This window comes from Anabaena sp. WFMT, from assembly GCF_051781005.1.
Classification (GTDB): domain Bacteria; phylum Cyanobacteriota; class Cyanobacteriia; order Cyanobacteriales; family Nostocaceae; genus Anabaena.
Window position 1 is genome coordinate 15,394 of the sequence record NZ_JBPWOA010000033.1, and the last position, 15,138, is coordinate 30,531.

At 39.5% G+C, this 15,138-nt stretch carries 15 protein-coding genes; 6 read left to right on the top strand and 9 right to left on the bottom strand.

Annotated elements, in window-relative coordinates; genetic code table 11:
* Positions 1–316 precede the first annotated feature (316 nt).
* On the top strand, positions 317–1,453 hold the full coding sequence (locus ACSQ6I_RS21695) for a PP2C family protein-serine/threonine phosphatase (protein WP_438892352.1): 1,137 nt from the start codon (positions 317–319) through the stop codon (positions 1,451–1,453).
* Here ACSQ6I_RS21695 and ACSQ6I_RS21700 read toward each other — a convergent pair.
* The 4 genes from ACSQ6I_RS21700 to ACSQ6I_RS21715 form a co-directional block, all read right to left on the bottom strand.
* Positions 1,450–1,776: an STAS domain-containing protein gene (locus tag ACSQ6I_RS21700; RefSeq protein ID WP_438892353.1), complete on the bottom strand. Its 327-nt coding sequence runs from the start codon at positions 1,774–1,776 to the stop codon at positions 1,450–1,452. The two genes, ACSQ6I_RS21695 and ACSQ6I_RS21700, sit on opposite strands and share 4 nt — an antisense overlap.
* A gap of 318 nt (positions 1,777–2,094) precedes the next feature.
* Positions 2,095–2,754 (bottom strand): nucleotide exchange factor GrpE, encoded by a 660-nt coding sequence (locus ACSQ6I_RS21705; protein ID WP_438892354.1) that lies wholly within the window; start codon positions 2,752–2,754, stop codon positions 2,095–2,097.
* A 50-nt stretch (positions 2,755–2,804) separates the two neighbouring features.
* Positions 2,805–3,293: a Dps family protein gene (locus ACSQ6I_RS21710; protein WP_015212866.1), complete on the bottom strand. Its 489-nt coding sequence runs from the start codon at positions 3,291–3,293 to the stop codon at positions 2,805–2,807.
* 367 nt (positions 3,294–3,660) lie between these two features.
* Positions 3,661–3,924, bottom strand: coding sequence for a ParB N-terminal domain-containing protein (locus ACSQ6I_RS21715; RefSeq protein ID WP_438892355.1), 264 nt, complete (start codon positions 3,922–3,924; stop codon positions 3,661–3,663).
* 186 nt (positions 3,925–4,110) lie between these two features.
* On the opposite strand from ACSQ6I_RS21715, the gene ACSQ6I_RS21720 reads away from it, so the two are divergent.
* On the top strand, positions 4,111–5,706 hold the full coding sequence (locus ACSQ6I_RS21720; protein ID WP_438892356.1) for a SpoIID/LytB domain-containing protein: 1,596 nt from the start codon (positions 4,111–4,113) through the stop codon (positions 5,704–5,706).
* A gap of 39 nt (positions 5,707–5,745) precedes the next feature.
* On the opposite strand, the gene ACSQ6I_RS21725 is transcribed toward ACSQ6I_RS21720, so the two are convergent.
* Complete coding sequence (locus tag ACSQ6I_RS21725; RefSeq protein ID WP_438892357.1) at positions 5,746–6,039, bottom strand: ferredoxin; 294 nt, start codon at positions 6,037–6,039, stop codon at positions 5,746–5,748.
* Positions 6,040–6,523: 484 nt separating this feature from the next.
* On the opposite strand from ACSQ6I_RS21725, the gene ACSQ6I_RS21730 reads away from it, so the two are divergent.
* A complete protein-coding gene (locus ACSQ6I_RS21730) occupies positions 6,524–7,531 on the top strand; it encodes a Gfo/Idh/MocA family protein (RefSeq protein ID WP_438892482.1) in 1,008 nt (335 codons plus the stop codon).
* Positions 7,528–8,307 (top strand): type I methionyl aminopeptidase, encoded by a 780-nt coding sequence (gene map / locus ACSQ6I_RS21735; RefSeq protein ID WP_438892358.1) that lies wholly within the window; start codon positions 7,528–7,530, stop codon positions 8,305–8,307. Before ACSQ6I_RS21730 ends, map begins: the two co-directional genes overlap by 4 nt.
* Here the strand turns inward: map and ACSQ6I_RS21740 are convergent.
* Positions 8,304–8,636 (bottom strand): protease inhibitor I42 family protein, encoded by a 333-nt coding sequence (locus tag ACSQ6I_RS21740; RefSeq protein ID WP_438892359.1) that lies wholly within the window; start codon positions 8,634–8,636, stop codon positions 8,304–8,306. The genes map and ACSQ6I_RS21740 overlap by 4 nt on opposite strands.
* 268 nt (positions 8,637–8,904) lie before the next feature.
* Positions 8,905–10,077 carry a C1 family peptidase gene (locus ACSQ6I_RS21745; RefSeq protein WP_438892360.1) on the bottom strand — a complete coding sequence of 391 codons (1,173 nt, stop codon included), beginning with the start codon at positions 10,075–10,077 and terminating at the stop codon, positions 8,905–8,907.
* A 555-nt stretch (positions 10,078–10,632) separates the two neighbouring features.
* Between ACSQ6I_RS21745 and ACSQ6I_RS21750 the strand changes: the two genes are divergently transcribed.
* Positions 10,633–11,295: a Coq4 family protein gene (locus ACSQ6I_RS21750; protein WP_438892361.1), complete on the top strand. Its 663-nt coding sequence runs from the start codon at positions 10,633–10,635 to the stop codon at positions 11,293–11,295.
* 18 nt (positions 11,296–11,313) lie between these two features.
* Here the strand turns inward: ACSQ6I_RS21750 and ACSQ6I_RS21755 are convergent, their stop codons facing one another.
* Both ACSQ6I_RS21755 and ACSQ6I_RS21760 read right to left on the bottom strand, forming a co-directional pair.
* Positions 11,314–12,666 (bottom strand): pentapeptide repeat-containing protein, encoded by a 1,353-nt coding sequence (locus ACSQ6I_RS21755; protein ID WP_438892362.1) that lies wholly within the window; start codon positions 12,664–12,666, stop codon positions 11,314–11,316.
* 239 nt (positions 12,667–12,905) lie between these two features.
* A complete protein-coding gene (locus tag ACSQ6I_RS21760) occupies positions 12,906–13,871 on the bottom strand; it encodes a protochlorophyllide reductase (protein ID WP_015212876.1) in 966 nt (321 codons plus the stop codon).
* A 322-nt stretch (positions 13,872–14,193) separates the two neighbouring features.
* Between ACSQ6I_RS21760 and ACSQ6I_RS21765 the strand changes: the two genes are divergently transcribed.
* Entirely contained in the window at positions 14,194–14,937 is a 744-nt protein-coding gene (locus tag ACSQ6I_RS21765) for a tetratricopeptide repeat protein (protein WP_438892363.1), read from the top strand.
* Positions 14,938–15,138 lie beyond the last annotated feature (201 nt).

Consider the following 15,138-nt stretch of genomic DNA (forward strand, 5'->3'; position numbering starts at 1 on the left):
TTACAGGTACATGAGGCTTCTGTAAACGTCAGCGGCTCAACTAAGCTATCCCTGCGGTAAGCTTCCCCGGAGAAGTACACTGAACTTCCGAACTGTGATAACTTGCGTGGCGTAGCCATACGGTACAAAATTTTATCCTAAAGCTATGCTCAAAAAAGCCTTTACTCCTGACTTCTAAATTCTGCTGTAATAGCTAATTGAAAATGAGGAATTTAGCAACCAGTTTAGTAGTCCCAATCATAAAATACTACTAACAAATTACTCATCACTGTATTTTTATTTTTGTATAAAATATTGATTGTATACGCCATTTATTATGTTTCAAATTCTAGTAATTGATGATGACTACTCAATACAGATATTCCTGAAAAGAATGTTGGAAAAACAGGGTTATCAAGTAATCACGGCTAGTAATGGACAAGAAGGAATCTTGCAAGCGCTCTCTTGCCCTCCAGCCCTAATTATTTGTGATTGGATGATGCCAGGTTTAAATGGACTAGAAGTCTGCAATCGCATTAAGAAAGATCCTAATTTATCTACCACATTCTTTATTTTATTAACATCCTTAGATTCAGTCGCAGATCGGGTTAAGGGACTAGATGCTGGTGCTGATGATTTTATCTCTAAACCAATTGAGCAAAATGAACTCCAAGCTAGGGTGAGAGCAGGATTACGCTTACATCAATTGAACCGAGATATACAAACCCAAAAGTTATTGTTAGAAACAGAACTGGCAGAAGCGGCAGAATATGTAACTTCCCTTTTGCCTTTGCCTATATCTACACCTGTGGCTATTAATTATCGTTTTATTCCCTCACGACAATTAGGGGGTGATTGCTTTGATTATTACTGGCTTGATTCTGATTCTTTGGCAATCTATCTATTAGATACTGCGGGTCATGGACTCAGAGCGACTCTTCCCTCTATTTCTGTACTGAATCTACTTCGCTCTCGTGCGCTCAAAGGTCTGGATTATTATCAACCTAGTCATGTGTTAACAGCTTTAAATGATACTTTCCAGATAAATTATCAAAATGATAAATATTTTACTATTTGGTATGGTGTTTATAACCGAATTAGTCGTCAGTTAGTTTATGCAAGTGCTGGACATCCACCAGCAATATTAGTATCTGGAAAGTCTCCCAGCACCACGGAAATAAAAACCTTGAAAACACCAGGTATGCCAGTGGGGATGTTTCCTGAAGCAAAATATGTTGATGGAATTTGCAATGTTGATGAGTTGAGTAGTCTTTATATTTTTAGCGATGGTGTATACGAGATTACTAAATTAGATGGCACTCTTTGGAGTTTAGATGGATTGATTCAGTTACTAGTGAGTTTACAGCATTCAGTTGATTGCCAACTTGATCATGTACTGAGTTATCTAATCAATTTAAACTCCAAAGAAGCCTTTGATGACGATTTATCTATTTTACAAATTAAGTTCGATTAATTTTTGGTGAGTAGAATTTGATTAAAGGCATCTTGGCTGGGAAAGATTTCAAATATCTCGTTCATACTAGTTAATTCAAATATCATCCTCACTTGTTCATTAATTGAACAGAGAACCATTTTAGTGCCAGCATCTCGTAGCGTTTTAAAGGCCAAGACTAGAGAGCCTAGTCCAGAACTATCTAGAAATGTGATATTTTGACAATCAACTAATACAGTTTTTACGCCACTTTCTAGAATTTGGGCAATATCTTGCTGAAATTCTGATGAAGTTTCAGCATTTAAATTTTTTTTGAGTGTAAGAACTTTCACCTGCTGACTCATAATTAGGTTACTCTGATTGATGTCAATGATGTTCTGTTGTAGCTAGTATATACCAAAATAGGAAATTAAAAAAATACTCTTTATCTAAACTGCATAAAGTTTTCGTGATGAAAATAATAGTTTACTAATTATAAATTTGCAAATAAATAAGTTATATCTTTTGGTTAAAAATTTATACAAAATTGTTAAATATAAACTTATAAATACCCAGTTTCTGATATTAATTGATTGAGCATAAATTAGTAGTTAATATTTAATTGTTATCTAAATCAAGTTGACTAGTTATTTCATGAATATCGACATCAGAGAATCACTAAACTATAGACGGATTACCTTAGCTCGATTAAGCAGCTTGCCAGCATGACGGTATCCAATATAACACACTTTCACTATTTCGCCAGGTTCTGCTGTTCCCTCCAATAATTGATGTAGTTGGGGATTATAGGGTATTTCTGCGCCTACAGTAGCGATCGCTTCCACTCCCCAAGTTTGCAATAATCGATCAAGAGGCTTCTGCACCAAAGGTATCATTTTGATAGCTTCTAGCTGGGGGTTATCCTTTGCTTTTTGTGCTGCCGCAGGCCAGAACAATAATAAAGACTCCAATATTTGTAAACTTGATTCCTGAAACTCTTGCTGTAACAACTCGCGCTGTTGTTCCATTTTCAGTAAAATTCGTTGATACTCACCTTTCAAATCAGCAATTTCTCGTAATATTTTTGTATCAGTATCTGCGTACTGATTGTTAACTGTGGAACTCACATCAGAAAAAGTTGCTGCTAATTCACTTAATGATATCTGTAAGATTTTTGATAGCTTTAGCAGTACTCCAACTCGCATCTGCTCTAGCTTTCCCCGTCGCAAATGCAAAATCTGCCGCTCGGAAACACCAGCAGCAAGACTGAGAGATTTAAAACTAGAAATACCTACCCGTTGCATTAAACTTTGCAACTTTTGGGTAAAGTCATGATTTGGCATAAGGCATGGGGCATAAATCATTGTTATCTATTATACCCCATTATTGTATTTTATTCTTCGAGCAAACTTCTCAACATCCAAGCTGTTTTTTCATGTACCTGCATTCTTTGAGTTAACAAATCTGCACTAGGTTCGTCATTTACGTCATCTACCAATGGGAGGATAGATCGTGCAGTTCTGACTATAGCTTCTTGTCCTTCTACTAATAGGTGAATCATTTCCTGAGCTTTAGGAACTCCTGGAGTTTCGGGAATAGAACTCAGTTTGGCATATTCGCTATAAGTTCCTGGTGCGGGATAGCCTAATGCTCGAATTCTTTCGGCAATTAAATCAACGGCTAAAGCTAGTTCTGTATACTGTGTCTCAAACATGAGATGCAAGGTTTGAAACATCGGACCTGTGACGTTCCAATGAAAATTATGAGTTTTCAGGTACAGTGAATATGTGTCAGCCAATAAGCGAGATAAACCTTCGGCAATTTTGGCTCTACTAACGTCATCAATACCGATATTGATATTTTTTGTTGCTGAAGATGACATAATTTTTTGCTCCAAATAATTAATCAAATCAAACTATGTACCGATGTATTGCAATATCTACTTTTCTGACTCAACACGTTTAATTATGAGATACAGCAGATTGCAGATCAATGAGGCTTCGCCGTGAGTTTCGACTTGTCTTCGACACACTACGTGAACGCTCAACTACCGCGTCAGCGGCTCGAGTGAGCCTACGCCGAACTCCGATAGCTTGCGTGGCGTAGCCATACAGTACAGCATCAAAATTGAAATCTATACACAAAGCCAGTTTCACTCCTGACTCCTTGCCCTTAGCGAAGTCGATAGCGTAGCGTGGCATTAGCCATAGGGCTGACTCCTGAATTTTGCTGTATATGTTGGCAACTTTTTAAGCTAAGTGCATTTTGAGAACACTGGGGGTGGCTTTTCTGACTCTGGCTAAAATGGTTTCTTTACCTAGACTTTGGCAAGCTTCATAACGATGGCAACCAGAAAAGCCATAATAACGTCCATCTACTTCTAGGACATCTATTGGTTCTTGTTGCCCAATTTCAGCAATTGAGGCCATTAAAGATTTTACCTTCTGGGGATCGTTATGACGTGGTAATGGCCGTTGAATTTGATTTAAGGGAATTTCTTGAATTCTCACCATAAGCAATTTCGCTGTTTTGTTTTATGTCTGTGAATAAATCATAGTCGTTATGACTTTAACTTGCAAGTGTTTGACGTAAAACAGGTAAATGATATTATGGTATTGAGTGTGCAATACGATAAAAGCGTTATAAAGCAAATTCCAACCTGCCCCGAAGCTTCACTATGGGAGCAAAATAGAGTTTTCATGAAAATCTTTTTTTGGCGTTCTTCCTACAAGATACTGACAACCTTTTGTTTATTGGGACTGACTGCTGCATCAAGTCCTGTGAACAATAATCAAGATATGGAGCTAAAAATTGGGATTGTCCAACGATTTGGAGCGACACCCACGGCTAAACTAGAGTTGACACCGACTAAAGGCGATCGCATCAAGCTCAAATGGAAAGAGGGTAATCAGCAACAAACACTAGTCACTGCTAACCCTGTCCAACTAGAAACAATCATAGAAACCTTACCTCAACCAAAAATTGACGAAGTAGTTGTTTTAGGTAATTTCCGTACCTTTGAAACGGCAGAAGACAATGCTAATAATTGGCGTTCTCAAGGAATAGAAGTAGAAATAGCTCAACCAGAGCGCTGGCAAGTATGGGCTAAACGAGATGTTTACAGCACCCCTTTAGTAAGACGTTTGCTATTGCAAAGTATACAAACTTCAGGACAAAAACTGCCCTACCTAGATACCCAAATTCGCAAACAAGTACCGCGAGTAAGTTGGGTAGTAAATGACAAACGATATAGCCAAAATGATCTGGAAATTAGCACAGACAAAAACCTGATTCGGGTCAAGAAAGATCAAAAAAGCGGGAATACTCGTCTTTATGCTGGACGGATGAAATTACAACCCAATGCCTATGGTACTTACTCATTAGTAAATAAAGTGCCACTAGAAACTTATTTGCGTGGGGTTTTGCCTTATGAAATTGGCACAAGTGCGCCCAAAACATCTTTAGAATCACAGGCAATTATTGCTCGTACCTATGCTCTGAGAAATTTACGCAGGTTTGCTATTGATGATTACCAATTGTGTGCTGATACTCACTGCCAGGTTTATGATGGGCTGAATGGAGTGGCTAAGACAACCGATCAAGCGATCGCATCGACCAGGGGAATGGTACTAACTTATAATAACGAGTTAGTAGACGCGCTCTATTCTTCTACCACAGGTGGAGTGACTGCTTCATTTAGCGATGTCTGGAATGGAGAAGATCGTCCTTACCTGCGGCCTGTAGTAGATGCAGCTACAAATATTTGGCCTTTGACTGAGAAGAGTTTAGCCGACGAAAAGAATTTCCGGCAGTTTATTAACCTGGAACAAGGATTTAATGAAAGTACCTGGGATGTGTTCCGCTGGAACAAGCAAACCAGCCTAGAAGATATTACTAAGGATTTACAGAAATTTTTGCTGGTGAAGAAGAGTCCCTATGCCAAATTTAAAACTATTGAGGCCATAGCAATAACCAAGCGGAGCGAAAGCGGACGGATTCTGGATCTGGCTATAAAAACAGATATCGGCGTTTTTACACTGCACAAAGATGAAGTTCGCAGTGCCTTTGCTGCACCCCGCAGTACACTTTTTTATCTGCAACCCCTAAATAAAGGTAAACCAGATGTGTGGGGATATGCCTTTATTGGTGGTGGACTAGGACATGGTGTTGGCTTGAGTCAAACAGGCGCTCAGAATTTAGCCAAACTAGGTTGGTCAAGTACCAAAATTCTCCAGTTCTATTATCCTGGCACACAACTAAAAATGCTCGGCAACGAAATTAAACCCCCACTATAATCGCGCAAGCATAATAGCGGGGGGAGGATGTCAATACTTTTAGTAAAGGTCTTCTTCTTTGTGAGTTTCGATGGTTACGTTAGAGGTTGGGTAAGCAACACAGGTCAATACATATTGAGCTTCAATCTGATCATCATCTAAAAATGATTGGTCAGATTGGTCAACTGTACCAGAAACTATTTTACCTGCACAGGTGGAGCAAGCACCAGCACGACAGGAGTAAGGCAAGTCAAGACCTGCTTCTTCAGCAGCGTCTAAAATATAGGTATCATCAGCACATTCAATCGTATGTTCACCTTCGGGAGTTTTCAGTATTACGGTGTAAGTAGCCATTGAGTAATCCTCTCTTGTAAAAACGGCAGTATAAGTTATCTTAAAGCAAAGCCTACAGCTAGTCTTATAGGATTAGCTGCTGATTTCTATTTGCTTTAATTCTGATACTACGGGAAAAATTAAACGTTGTAACCGAAAATTGACCACGATTAGTAATGAAATTTAGTTACTTGTTACTAATAAGTTTTATTTATGTAAAATCCTCGACTAGATAGATGGCAAAAAAACTTTTGTAGGCATCAAAACAGTAACGAGTACCGAGTTATGAGTAAAAAAGTAAAATTGTCAGCTAAGTGCAGGACTGGCAGAGAAGTCACTGAGTTCATAACTCAGCACTCAGCACTTCTGAAAAATGCTTTAGACTTGCTTTTTGATAGAATACCTATGGCATTGATGGCACTGTAATTAGTAAGTGAAAGTGCTGTACAGTGACCAAATTAACTTTGTCCGGCCAAAAACCCAACAAATAGAACTACGGAACATCATGTATAACTCCGATGCACATTTGACCAATAGAACTATGCGGGTGGGTTTAGTGGGTACTGGGTATGCAGCAAAACTCAGGGCTACAGCATTACAGGAAGATCCGCGATCGCATTTAGTCGCAATTTCTGGACATACTACCGGAAAGACAGCAGCTTTTGCTCAAGAATATCAAGCCCTGGTGATCAATTCTTGGCAACAGCTAGTAGAACGGGAAGATTTAGATTTAGTTGTCATCTCCACGATTAATCGCGATCATGGTAAAATCGTCCGTGCAGCCCTTTCTAGCGGCAAACACGTAATTGTCGAGTATCCCCTGTCTGTAGATGTCAAGGAAGCAGAAGAACTGATTGCTTTAGCCAAAGCAAAAAATAAACTGCTGCACGTCGAACATATTGAACTTTTGGGCGGCTGGCATCAAGCTTTAAAACAACATTTAGCCGAACTTGGCGATTTGTTTTATATCCGCTACAGCACGGTCAACCCCCAACATCCAGCACCGCGTAAGTGGACATATAACCATGAGCTTTTCGGCTTTCCTTTAATTGGCGCTCTTTCTCGCTTACATCGGCTGACTGATTTGTTTGGTGAAGTCTTGAGCGTGAATTGTCACCAGCGATATTGGGAGACGGAGACAGATTATTATCAAACCTGCTTATGCGTGGGTCAGTTGTGCTTTTCCAGTGGGTTGTTAGCTCAAGTGATTTATGGTAAAGGTGAAACTTTGTGGCAGTCAGAACGCAAATTTGAAATTAACGGCGAAAAAGGGGGGTTAATTCTAGATGGTGACACAGGAACTTTAGTACAGGCAGAGGGAACAACATTGATTGATCTGGGTACTCGTCGGGGATTGTTTGCTAAAGATACGAATATGGTATTAGATCATATTTTTCATGGAACTGCTTTGTATGTCACCCCAGAGCAAAGTTTATATACGCTAAAAGTGGCAGATGCTGCACGCAGAGCCGCAGAAACAGGTTTAACTATATTTTTAACAAAAGAGTCATGAAAACTGCACCAATAGTTATTTTATCCCAGCGAGAAATAGAAAAAATGCGGCGGGCTGGACATTTAGCCGCGCAACTTTTACAACATTTAGAACCTTTGGTAAAACCGGGTGTGACTACTCTCCAACTCAATGATGAAGCTGAACGGTGGACACAAGCGCACGGTGCGAAAAGCGCCCCTCTGAACTACAAAGGTTTTCCCAAGTCAATTTGTACCAGTGTGAATGAGGTGATCTGTCACGGTATTCCTAATGCTAAACAAATTTTGAGGGAAGGTGACATTATTAATATTGATGTCACACCGATTGTCGATGGTTATCACGGTGATACTTCCAAGACATTTATTGTTGGTGCATCTGCTCCCAAGGTGCAAAAATTGGTAGAAGTAACAGAAGAGTGTCTGCGCTTAGGTATTGCGGAAGTGAATCCAGATGCGAAGATTGGAGATATTGGTGCAGCTATTCAAGAGTATGCTGAAGCGCATGGCTTTTCTGTGGTGCGGGATTTTGTGGGACATGGTATTAGTAATATTTTCCACACATCCCCAGATATTCCCCATTATGGCATTAGGGGTAGGGGTAAGCGTTTGAGGCCGGGGATGGTGTTTACCATTGAGCCGATGATTAATGAAGGAACCTATGAAGTAGAGATGTTGAATGATGGTTGGACTGCGGTAACGCGCGATCGCAAACTATCGGCTCAATTTGAGCATACTATAGCAGTCACAGAAGATGGTGTGGAAATCCTAACTTTACCCGAAGGCTCAACGTATCTTTAACGAATCTGGACATTAATTTGATAAGTTTTTAAAGGAGGAATATTCTTTTCCCAGGGACGCAAATAGTGCAGTTCTAACACAGTTGAACCCGAACTTTGGGCTAAAAACCGGAAAACTTGATTTTCTGATGCTCCTGGGGCTTGATCTGCTAATGGTTCTAATACTGAATCTCCCAAAGGTTTGAGCTTATGAGGATCATTTTTAATCATCTGCCAACTGTAACCTGTTCCTGGGGTTGCTAATAATTTGACAATTAAAACACTATCTTTTTCAAGAATGATTTGACCATTATTGTTAGTATCATTAACAGTTACTTCAGAATTTGTCATAGAAATATTAGAGTTCGCACTTACTTGTAAGACTATATTCAAGGTAGCAAGCAGACAAAAACCTATGAAAAATATGGGTAAAATTCGTTTGGGTAAAAACATAAAAAATTCAAAGTTTAATCTGGGTAATTAATTGCCAAGTCTGTAGTTTCTACACCTAGAGGCTTGGCAATTTAAAACTGTACTTCACGGTACTCAAAACCGCTATATGTAAACAGGATTAATCTTCAAATCAATCCTGTTAATCTTTAAATCTTGATCTCACCAATTACCTAATGCGGATATTTGGGTTTACCTTCAAGGGAGTGATTTTTTCTAACAATTGAGGAGAAATTTTGTAAAAGTTACTTCTTGCTTGAGTCCAGGCGGCTCCATAACCAACACTGTTACTGTTATAAGCAATCCACATATACCCATTATCACCCCAACCTGTACCCCAAGAATTTTTGATTAACCAAGCTTGTTTTTGATCATCCCAACCGATGAGGGTAACACCATGATTAATTGCTCCACTGGCTTGCTCATTGAATACACCACCTGTGTAAGCTTGAAAAGCGGGTGTAACTCGGACAGCGATCGCTAATGGGCCATACTTACACATCGCCTGTTTCATTTCTTCCACCGTCGGAATTCCTCCGTTAGGCTTGACATATCCCCAAGCTATAGAACGGTAGGGTGTAGATACACTGGCGTTATAAGTATTATTAGTTGCGGTATAAGGTACAGTGCTTTCTGTGGCAGTACCGTTGTTAATTAAGAAATTGAAGGCATTTGACCACCAACCACCACCGCAGCTACCTGCTCCACCCCAATTAACAATGTGCTGTTCTGAAGTATCAGATGCAGTATTGTTGCGAATTAAGTTATTACCTTCATAGGCTCCTAGAGTAGCAAAAGCCCAACAACTGCCACAACCACCTTGATTCCGCACAGGTGTGACTTTATTTAAATTCCGCCAGTCAAAGGACTTAGCTGAGGCAAAACAGCCACGACGCTTGATTAATTGTAACTCAGGGATGATACCTGGGTTGAGTCGTTCAAATTTGTCACGTTCAGCTAAATCTACTCTGAGAATGTCTGCTGCCAGTGCATTTTGTGTACTAGCTTGTGCTGGTAAATCATCTGGTGCTTTAGTAGCGGCTAGTTGTTCTAATTTATAATCTAAAGCACTTGTGTAGCCTACTTGGAAAGTCAGATTTTTTACCTGGATATCACGGCGGAGATCGACAAGTTGATTTTTAATTGTGACAGGGGCTTTTTGTTCGCGCTCTAGATAGAAGGGATTAAGTTTGATTTGAGTCGAATTAAGCTCTATAGATGGAGATGAAGGAATTTTCAATTGGGAATTTGGTCTTGTCCTTTGAGCAAAAGATACGTTTTGCAACATTCCCAAACTCAATAATGCAATGGTCGATATCTGCAATAATTTTAGGTGTTTCATAAGAATTGCTCAGAAATATTGAGTTAATTAAGTTCAATCTTTAGCGAGGTTTCTTGCTTGCTAATACCACATCTAAACCGCGTCTACTTTAAAAGCTATAGTTTTTGGGAATCAGGTTAAAGCTCAAAACTTAACCCACAACTGAATAATATACTTTCCTGAAAAACTCCAGATTTCAACATGGAATGGGTTTAGTGATTATGTAGACTGGAATTTTTAGATATAGTTCCAGAAATTTACGCAAAAGGTAACTATTAATTATCTCCCTAATTTATTAGGAATTCCTTCACAACCACCAGGAATAGTCTCTCTAGATTTTTCTCCACCCTAAGCGTAGCAACTGCTAAGTACGCAGACAGCATTAATTACACAGATTGTTTTCCTGTTCCCTGTTAAGAGTTCCCTCCCTCCACCAATGAATTTAATTTTGTCCGACTACTTAACATTACATTACGCCTAAATCTATTAATGACGCGCACGTCTTATAAATAGTCTTCTGGGTTAGAATTTATTGAGGTCAAACTAAAAACATAAACTTTAACACGGGCTTTTAATATGCAGTTTGTAGAGTCATCAGAGCAAATATGGCAGGATAGCGTAATTGAGACTATTGTCAATTTTACAAAAGCGGCTGATGGGGATTTTGAACATATTGCCAAACTTGCAAATGTTCTAAGTGATTCCTATAGCTTGGACAAGATAATTGATTTTCTCTCTAGCACTCCCCAAGGAAAACAAGCTTTTGAAAAGCGTCCACGGGTGGGTGATATTGATCTACAAAGGCTGTATAGCCTACCAGCTAATACCTTTGGATATGCCTATGCTCAACATATGCTCAAAAACAATTTACAGCCTTTACAACCAGGGTTAGTAGAAAATGATTACCAATTTTTCTCAGCGCATATCACCGAAACCCATGACATTTGGCATATTGTCACTGGTTGCAATACAAACGTCCTGGGTGAAATTCAATTAGAAGCTTTCTATGTTTCTCAGTTATACGTGACACGCTTCTGGTTGGCATTGTTAACGAAAAATTTGCTCAAAGCAGTTGTTTATGATATTGAGCTTTCGACAAAATACATGGATGCGATAGCTCAAGGATGGATAATGGCAAAACAGGCCAAGCCTCTGTTTGGCATTGAATGGAATCTTTTGTGGGAAAGTCCATTGGATGATGTGCGTACTTCTTTGAATATCATCCTCCCAACCAGCTAAAAGCTTAGTTTGACCAGTTTATCTCCCTAATTTATTAGGAATTCCTTCACAACCACCGGGAATAGTCTCTCTAGATTTTTCACCACACCAAGCGCAGCAGTAGTAACGGGTTGATTCAGACATTCTTTGTGCGTCGGTGAAATCGGCATTTTCCACGACTGCACCGGTGTGTTCTCCAGTTTCGTACTCAGGTGGGTGGGTGCGACTGCGGGGTGAGGCTTTTTCTAATGAACCGTAAAATAAACGCACACCGTTTAAATCAGCATTGCTGAGATTGGCATCATATAAAATAGTGCGGGATAGGTTGGCTTTTACTAAGTCGCAACCGCTGAGATTAGCACGAACTAAATTAGCTTCACTCAAATCAGTCCAGCGTAAGTCATTATCAGCAAGGTCTGCACCTGCTAACATTACTCCTAAGTCGATGACGCGGACACCTTCTAATCGGTCTTCGGCGTAGCCACCGATACCGTCGAGAATGGCTCTACCTAAACGGCGATCGCGTTTTAATGGTGTGAGCAATTTTGAACGGGAGAGAAACCGGAGAATTTTGGCTTTACCACTACCATCTACACTACTAAAAATAGCGGCAGTGCGTCCTTCTGCGATCGCTCTTTCTTGCGGCCAATCTTCTAATAATCCTTCTTCGTCTAGCACCAAGTCGGAAACACCTTGGAAGTAAGAATCTATGGTTTGCTGTTGGGTGATGATATTTTGCTGTGCGGTTAGCAAGTTTTGTTGAATTGTTAGGTCTTTAGAAATTACATATTGTCGCCAAGCTACATAAACGGCGATAATAGCTATCAAAATTTGCCCTAAAGCGCCAAACCAGTCAGCTAGAGTGCCGGCAATATCCCAGTTAATCTTGCTTCCTAACATTAGCAAGCGATCGCCCACACCGGTAAATCGTAACAAGCCAAAAATGCCCGCTAACAAGCCTATCAAGGCTATAAAAATCGTTTTTTCTTGGGGAGAAAACCATTCCTTGATGACATCTTGCAGCCAAGGTAAAAGCATGGCTAACGATAACACTAAAGTTGCGGTGGTTCCCAATATGCCCAGGAACGAGTTATTAATGGCAATACCAATAAAAGTGAGAGCGATCGCTAATAAAGTAAAAATTAATGCTCTTGGTTTAACTATAATGTTATGAATAGAACTTTCTTTAAAACCTGATGTAGCACGTTTAAGGGCATTTGTATTTTGGGAAGATTGTAAAGACGAAATTGCGGACAAAACTTGTTTTGCAGCCAACCCTTCTGCTGTTAGTCCATTTTCACCTGCACCACCGTCAAAGTCATCTGGTTGCAAGTCGTTGTCCGATTTGGGTTCTGGTTGAGGTGGATGAGAGGAGTTAGATTCAATCGTCATACATTCTATTTTCCCATAGTTTTTTCTAACCAAGATTAACAAATGCACTTTGAGGAGTTCAGGATTCAGGAGTTAGGAAAATACTGAAATGAACCGCGAAGACGCGAAGGACGCGAAGAAAAGAAAGAGAATAAAGAAGATAAATCTTACACTGATAAGAGGGTAGCACCCTGAAATTATCTTAAATCTCAGAGTGCTAGGGGTGTAAGTTTATTTTGAGAACACAAAAAAAGAATTTTTTAAGCTAGTCCAACCAATTTTTCGCTTAGTTCCCAGAGACGCTTGGCTTTATCATCATCGCTGGCTTCGTTGGAAACTTCTTGTACAAAAGATTTGCGATCTTTTTTCTGTCTATTTCCCCAACTCCAATACATACCAGATTCATTGTATGCAGGATCAGCAACTACTTCTGCAACTCGTTTACCAGCATCTTCTTCTGACACATACCCTCCAGTGATGTACTTCTGAAATAGAGGGAAGAGTTTCTGGAATAATGGATAGTGGTCACGGAATAGGGCTGTTGTGGCTACACATCCAGGATAAAGAGAACTGAAGGTAATACCCGTGGATTCATGATAGCGTCGGTGCAGTTCCTTCATAGTCAGGACATTGCAAACTTTGCTATCTTTGTAAGCCTTGACGGGTTCAAATTTCTTACCATCAATCATGGTGTGAGGTGCTTTAAATCCTGCTTCAAAGCCTTGTAAGTTGCCCAAATCTGGACGGGGGGGAATTTTTCCACCTAATTCTTTGGGATTGTGTGTTACAGTTCCCAAAATAACCAGTCTAGGATCTGAAGCTGATGATTTCTTCAAATCCTCTAACATCAAGTTACACAAAAGGAAATGGCCGAGGTGATTTGTAGCCACACTTAACTCGTATCCGTCTGGACTCCATAACGGCTCTTTAATCAAAGGCATATATATTGCCGCATTGCAGACCAAAGCATCTAATGGCTTACCAGTGGCGCGGAAATCTTGTACAAACTTCCGAACACTGTCTAAAGAGGCTAAGTCAAGATGAATTATTGTATAGCTGTCTTTTGGTATTCCCACCGTCTGGGCTGCTTGTTCTGTTTTTGAGAGATCCCGACAAGCCATTACTACGTGCCATTTACCAGTTTGAGCTAGAGCTTTTGCGGCTTGCAAACCGACACCTGAGGATGCGCCCGTAATTACAACGGTTGACTTCTGATGTTGTTCCATTCTGTTCAGACTGCGTTGACTGTAGTTGAGTTTTTATTTTTATATGTTCTCACAACATGATCACTAGCAGACATAGGAGATATTATGACCCATGACCTGGTGTTGGTAATAGGTAACGGTGATTGAACAGGCATCTAAGTAAATTAATTGATTAATTCTACCTAAACATGATATGATACATAGGCTTTAAACAAAACTTATCCAAATCTTCATTTTTTCCTCAATAAAACAAAAGATAATTAATAATACTTTGGTTGATTTCGATACGATTATTAAATATCAAAAAGTCTTAACATCATCTCATGAGTTGTGTAGGTGCAGCATGGTTGTTTGGCGATGCTTTATTGCCTGTGGGTTTATGAGTTTTTTGACAATTGGCTGTGGTGATTTGGCGATCTCATCAGCAGAAAATACCAAGCAAGTTGTACAAGAAAGTAATGTTACTCAATTATTAACAGAAGTTAAGGATAGCCAAAAAGCTGATAAATTGTTACATCAAGGCAATAGTTTTTTAGATAGCAATCGTTACAAAGAGGCGCTATCATTCTATGATCAAGCGATCGCTATTAAAACCGACAGTCCAGAAACCTGGGTTAACCGTGGTAATGCGTTGATAGCGTTGCATCGTTTTGAAGAAGCTTTGGCATCTTACGAAAAAGCGATCGCTATCCGACCAAATAAAAACGAAGCTTGGTATAATCGGGGAAACGCTCTAACTGCCCTAAACCGTTACCAGGAAGCAGTTAAAGCCTACGACGAAGCGATCGCAATTCATGCAGACAAATACGAAGCTTGGATAAACCGAGGAATTGCGCTGACAAAATTACGCCGCTACAAAGAAGCTTTAGCATCTTACAATCAAGCAATCAGCATCAAATCCAATTTACATCAAGCATATTACAACAAAGCCTGTAATTATGCCTTACAAGACAACATTGAATTAACAATTGAGAACCTAGAAAAAGCTATTCAACTGGTTCCTGATAAGTACAAGAAACTAGCCAAAACCGACTCAGATTTTGATAAAGTCAGAGATGAGAAACGCTTTCAGGTATTATTACAATAGATATAGTTGATTATCCCTTGCATCTACATAAACAAAATCTGTATTTTTAGGTTGAAAAAACTTAGTTGAAGTCTTACAAATTCCTAGTGATAAATTGAAATCATTTTTGCAAACTGATGTAAAAATAACTGCACCCAGACCAAAAGATTTTTCCTTAGATAGTTCCAAGGTTTTTGCTTTAGGTTATAGCGTTTCCTCATC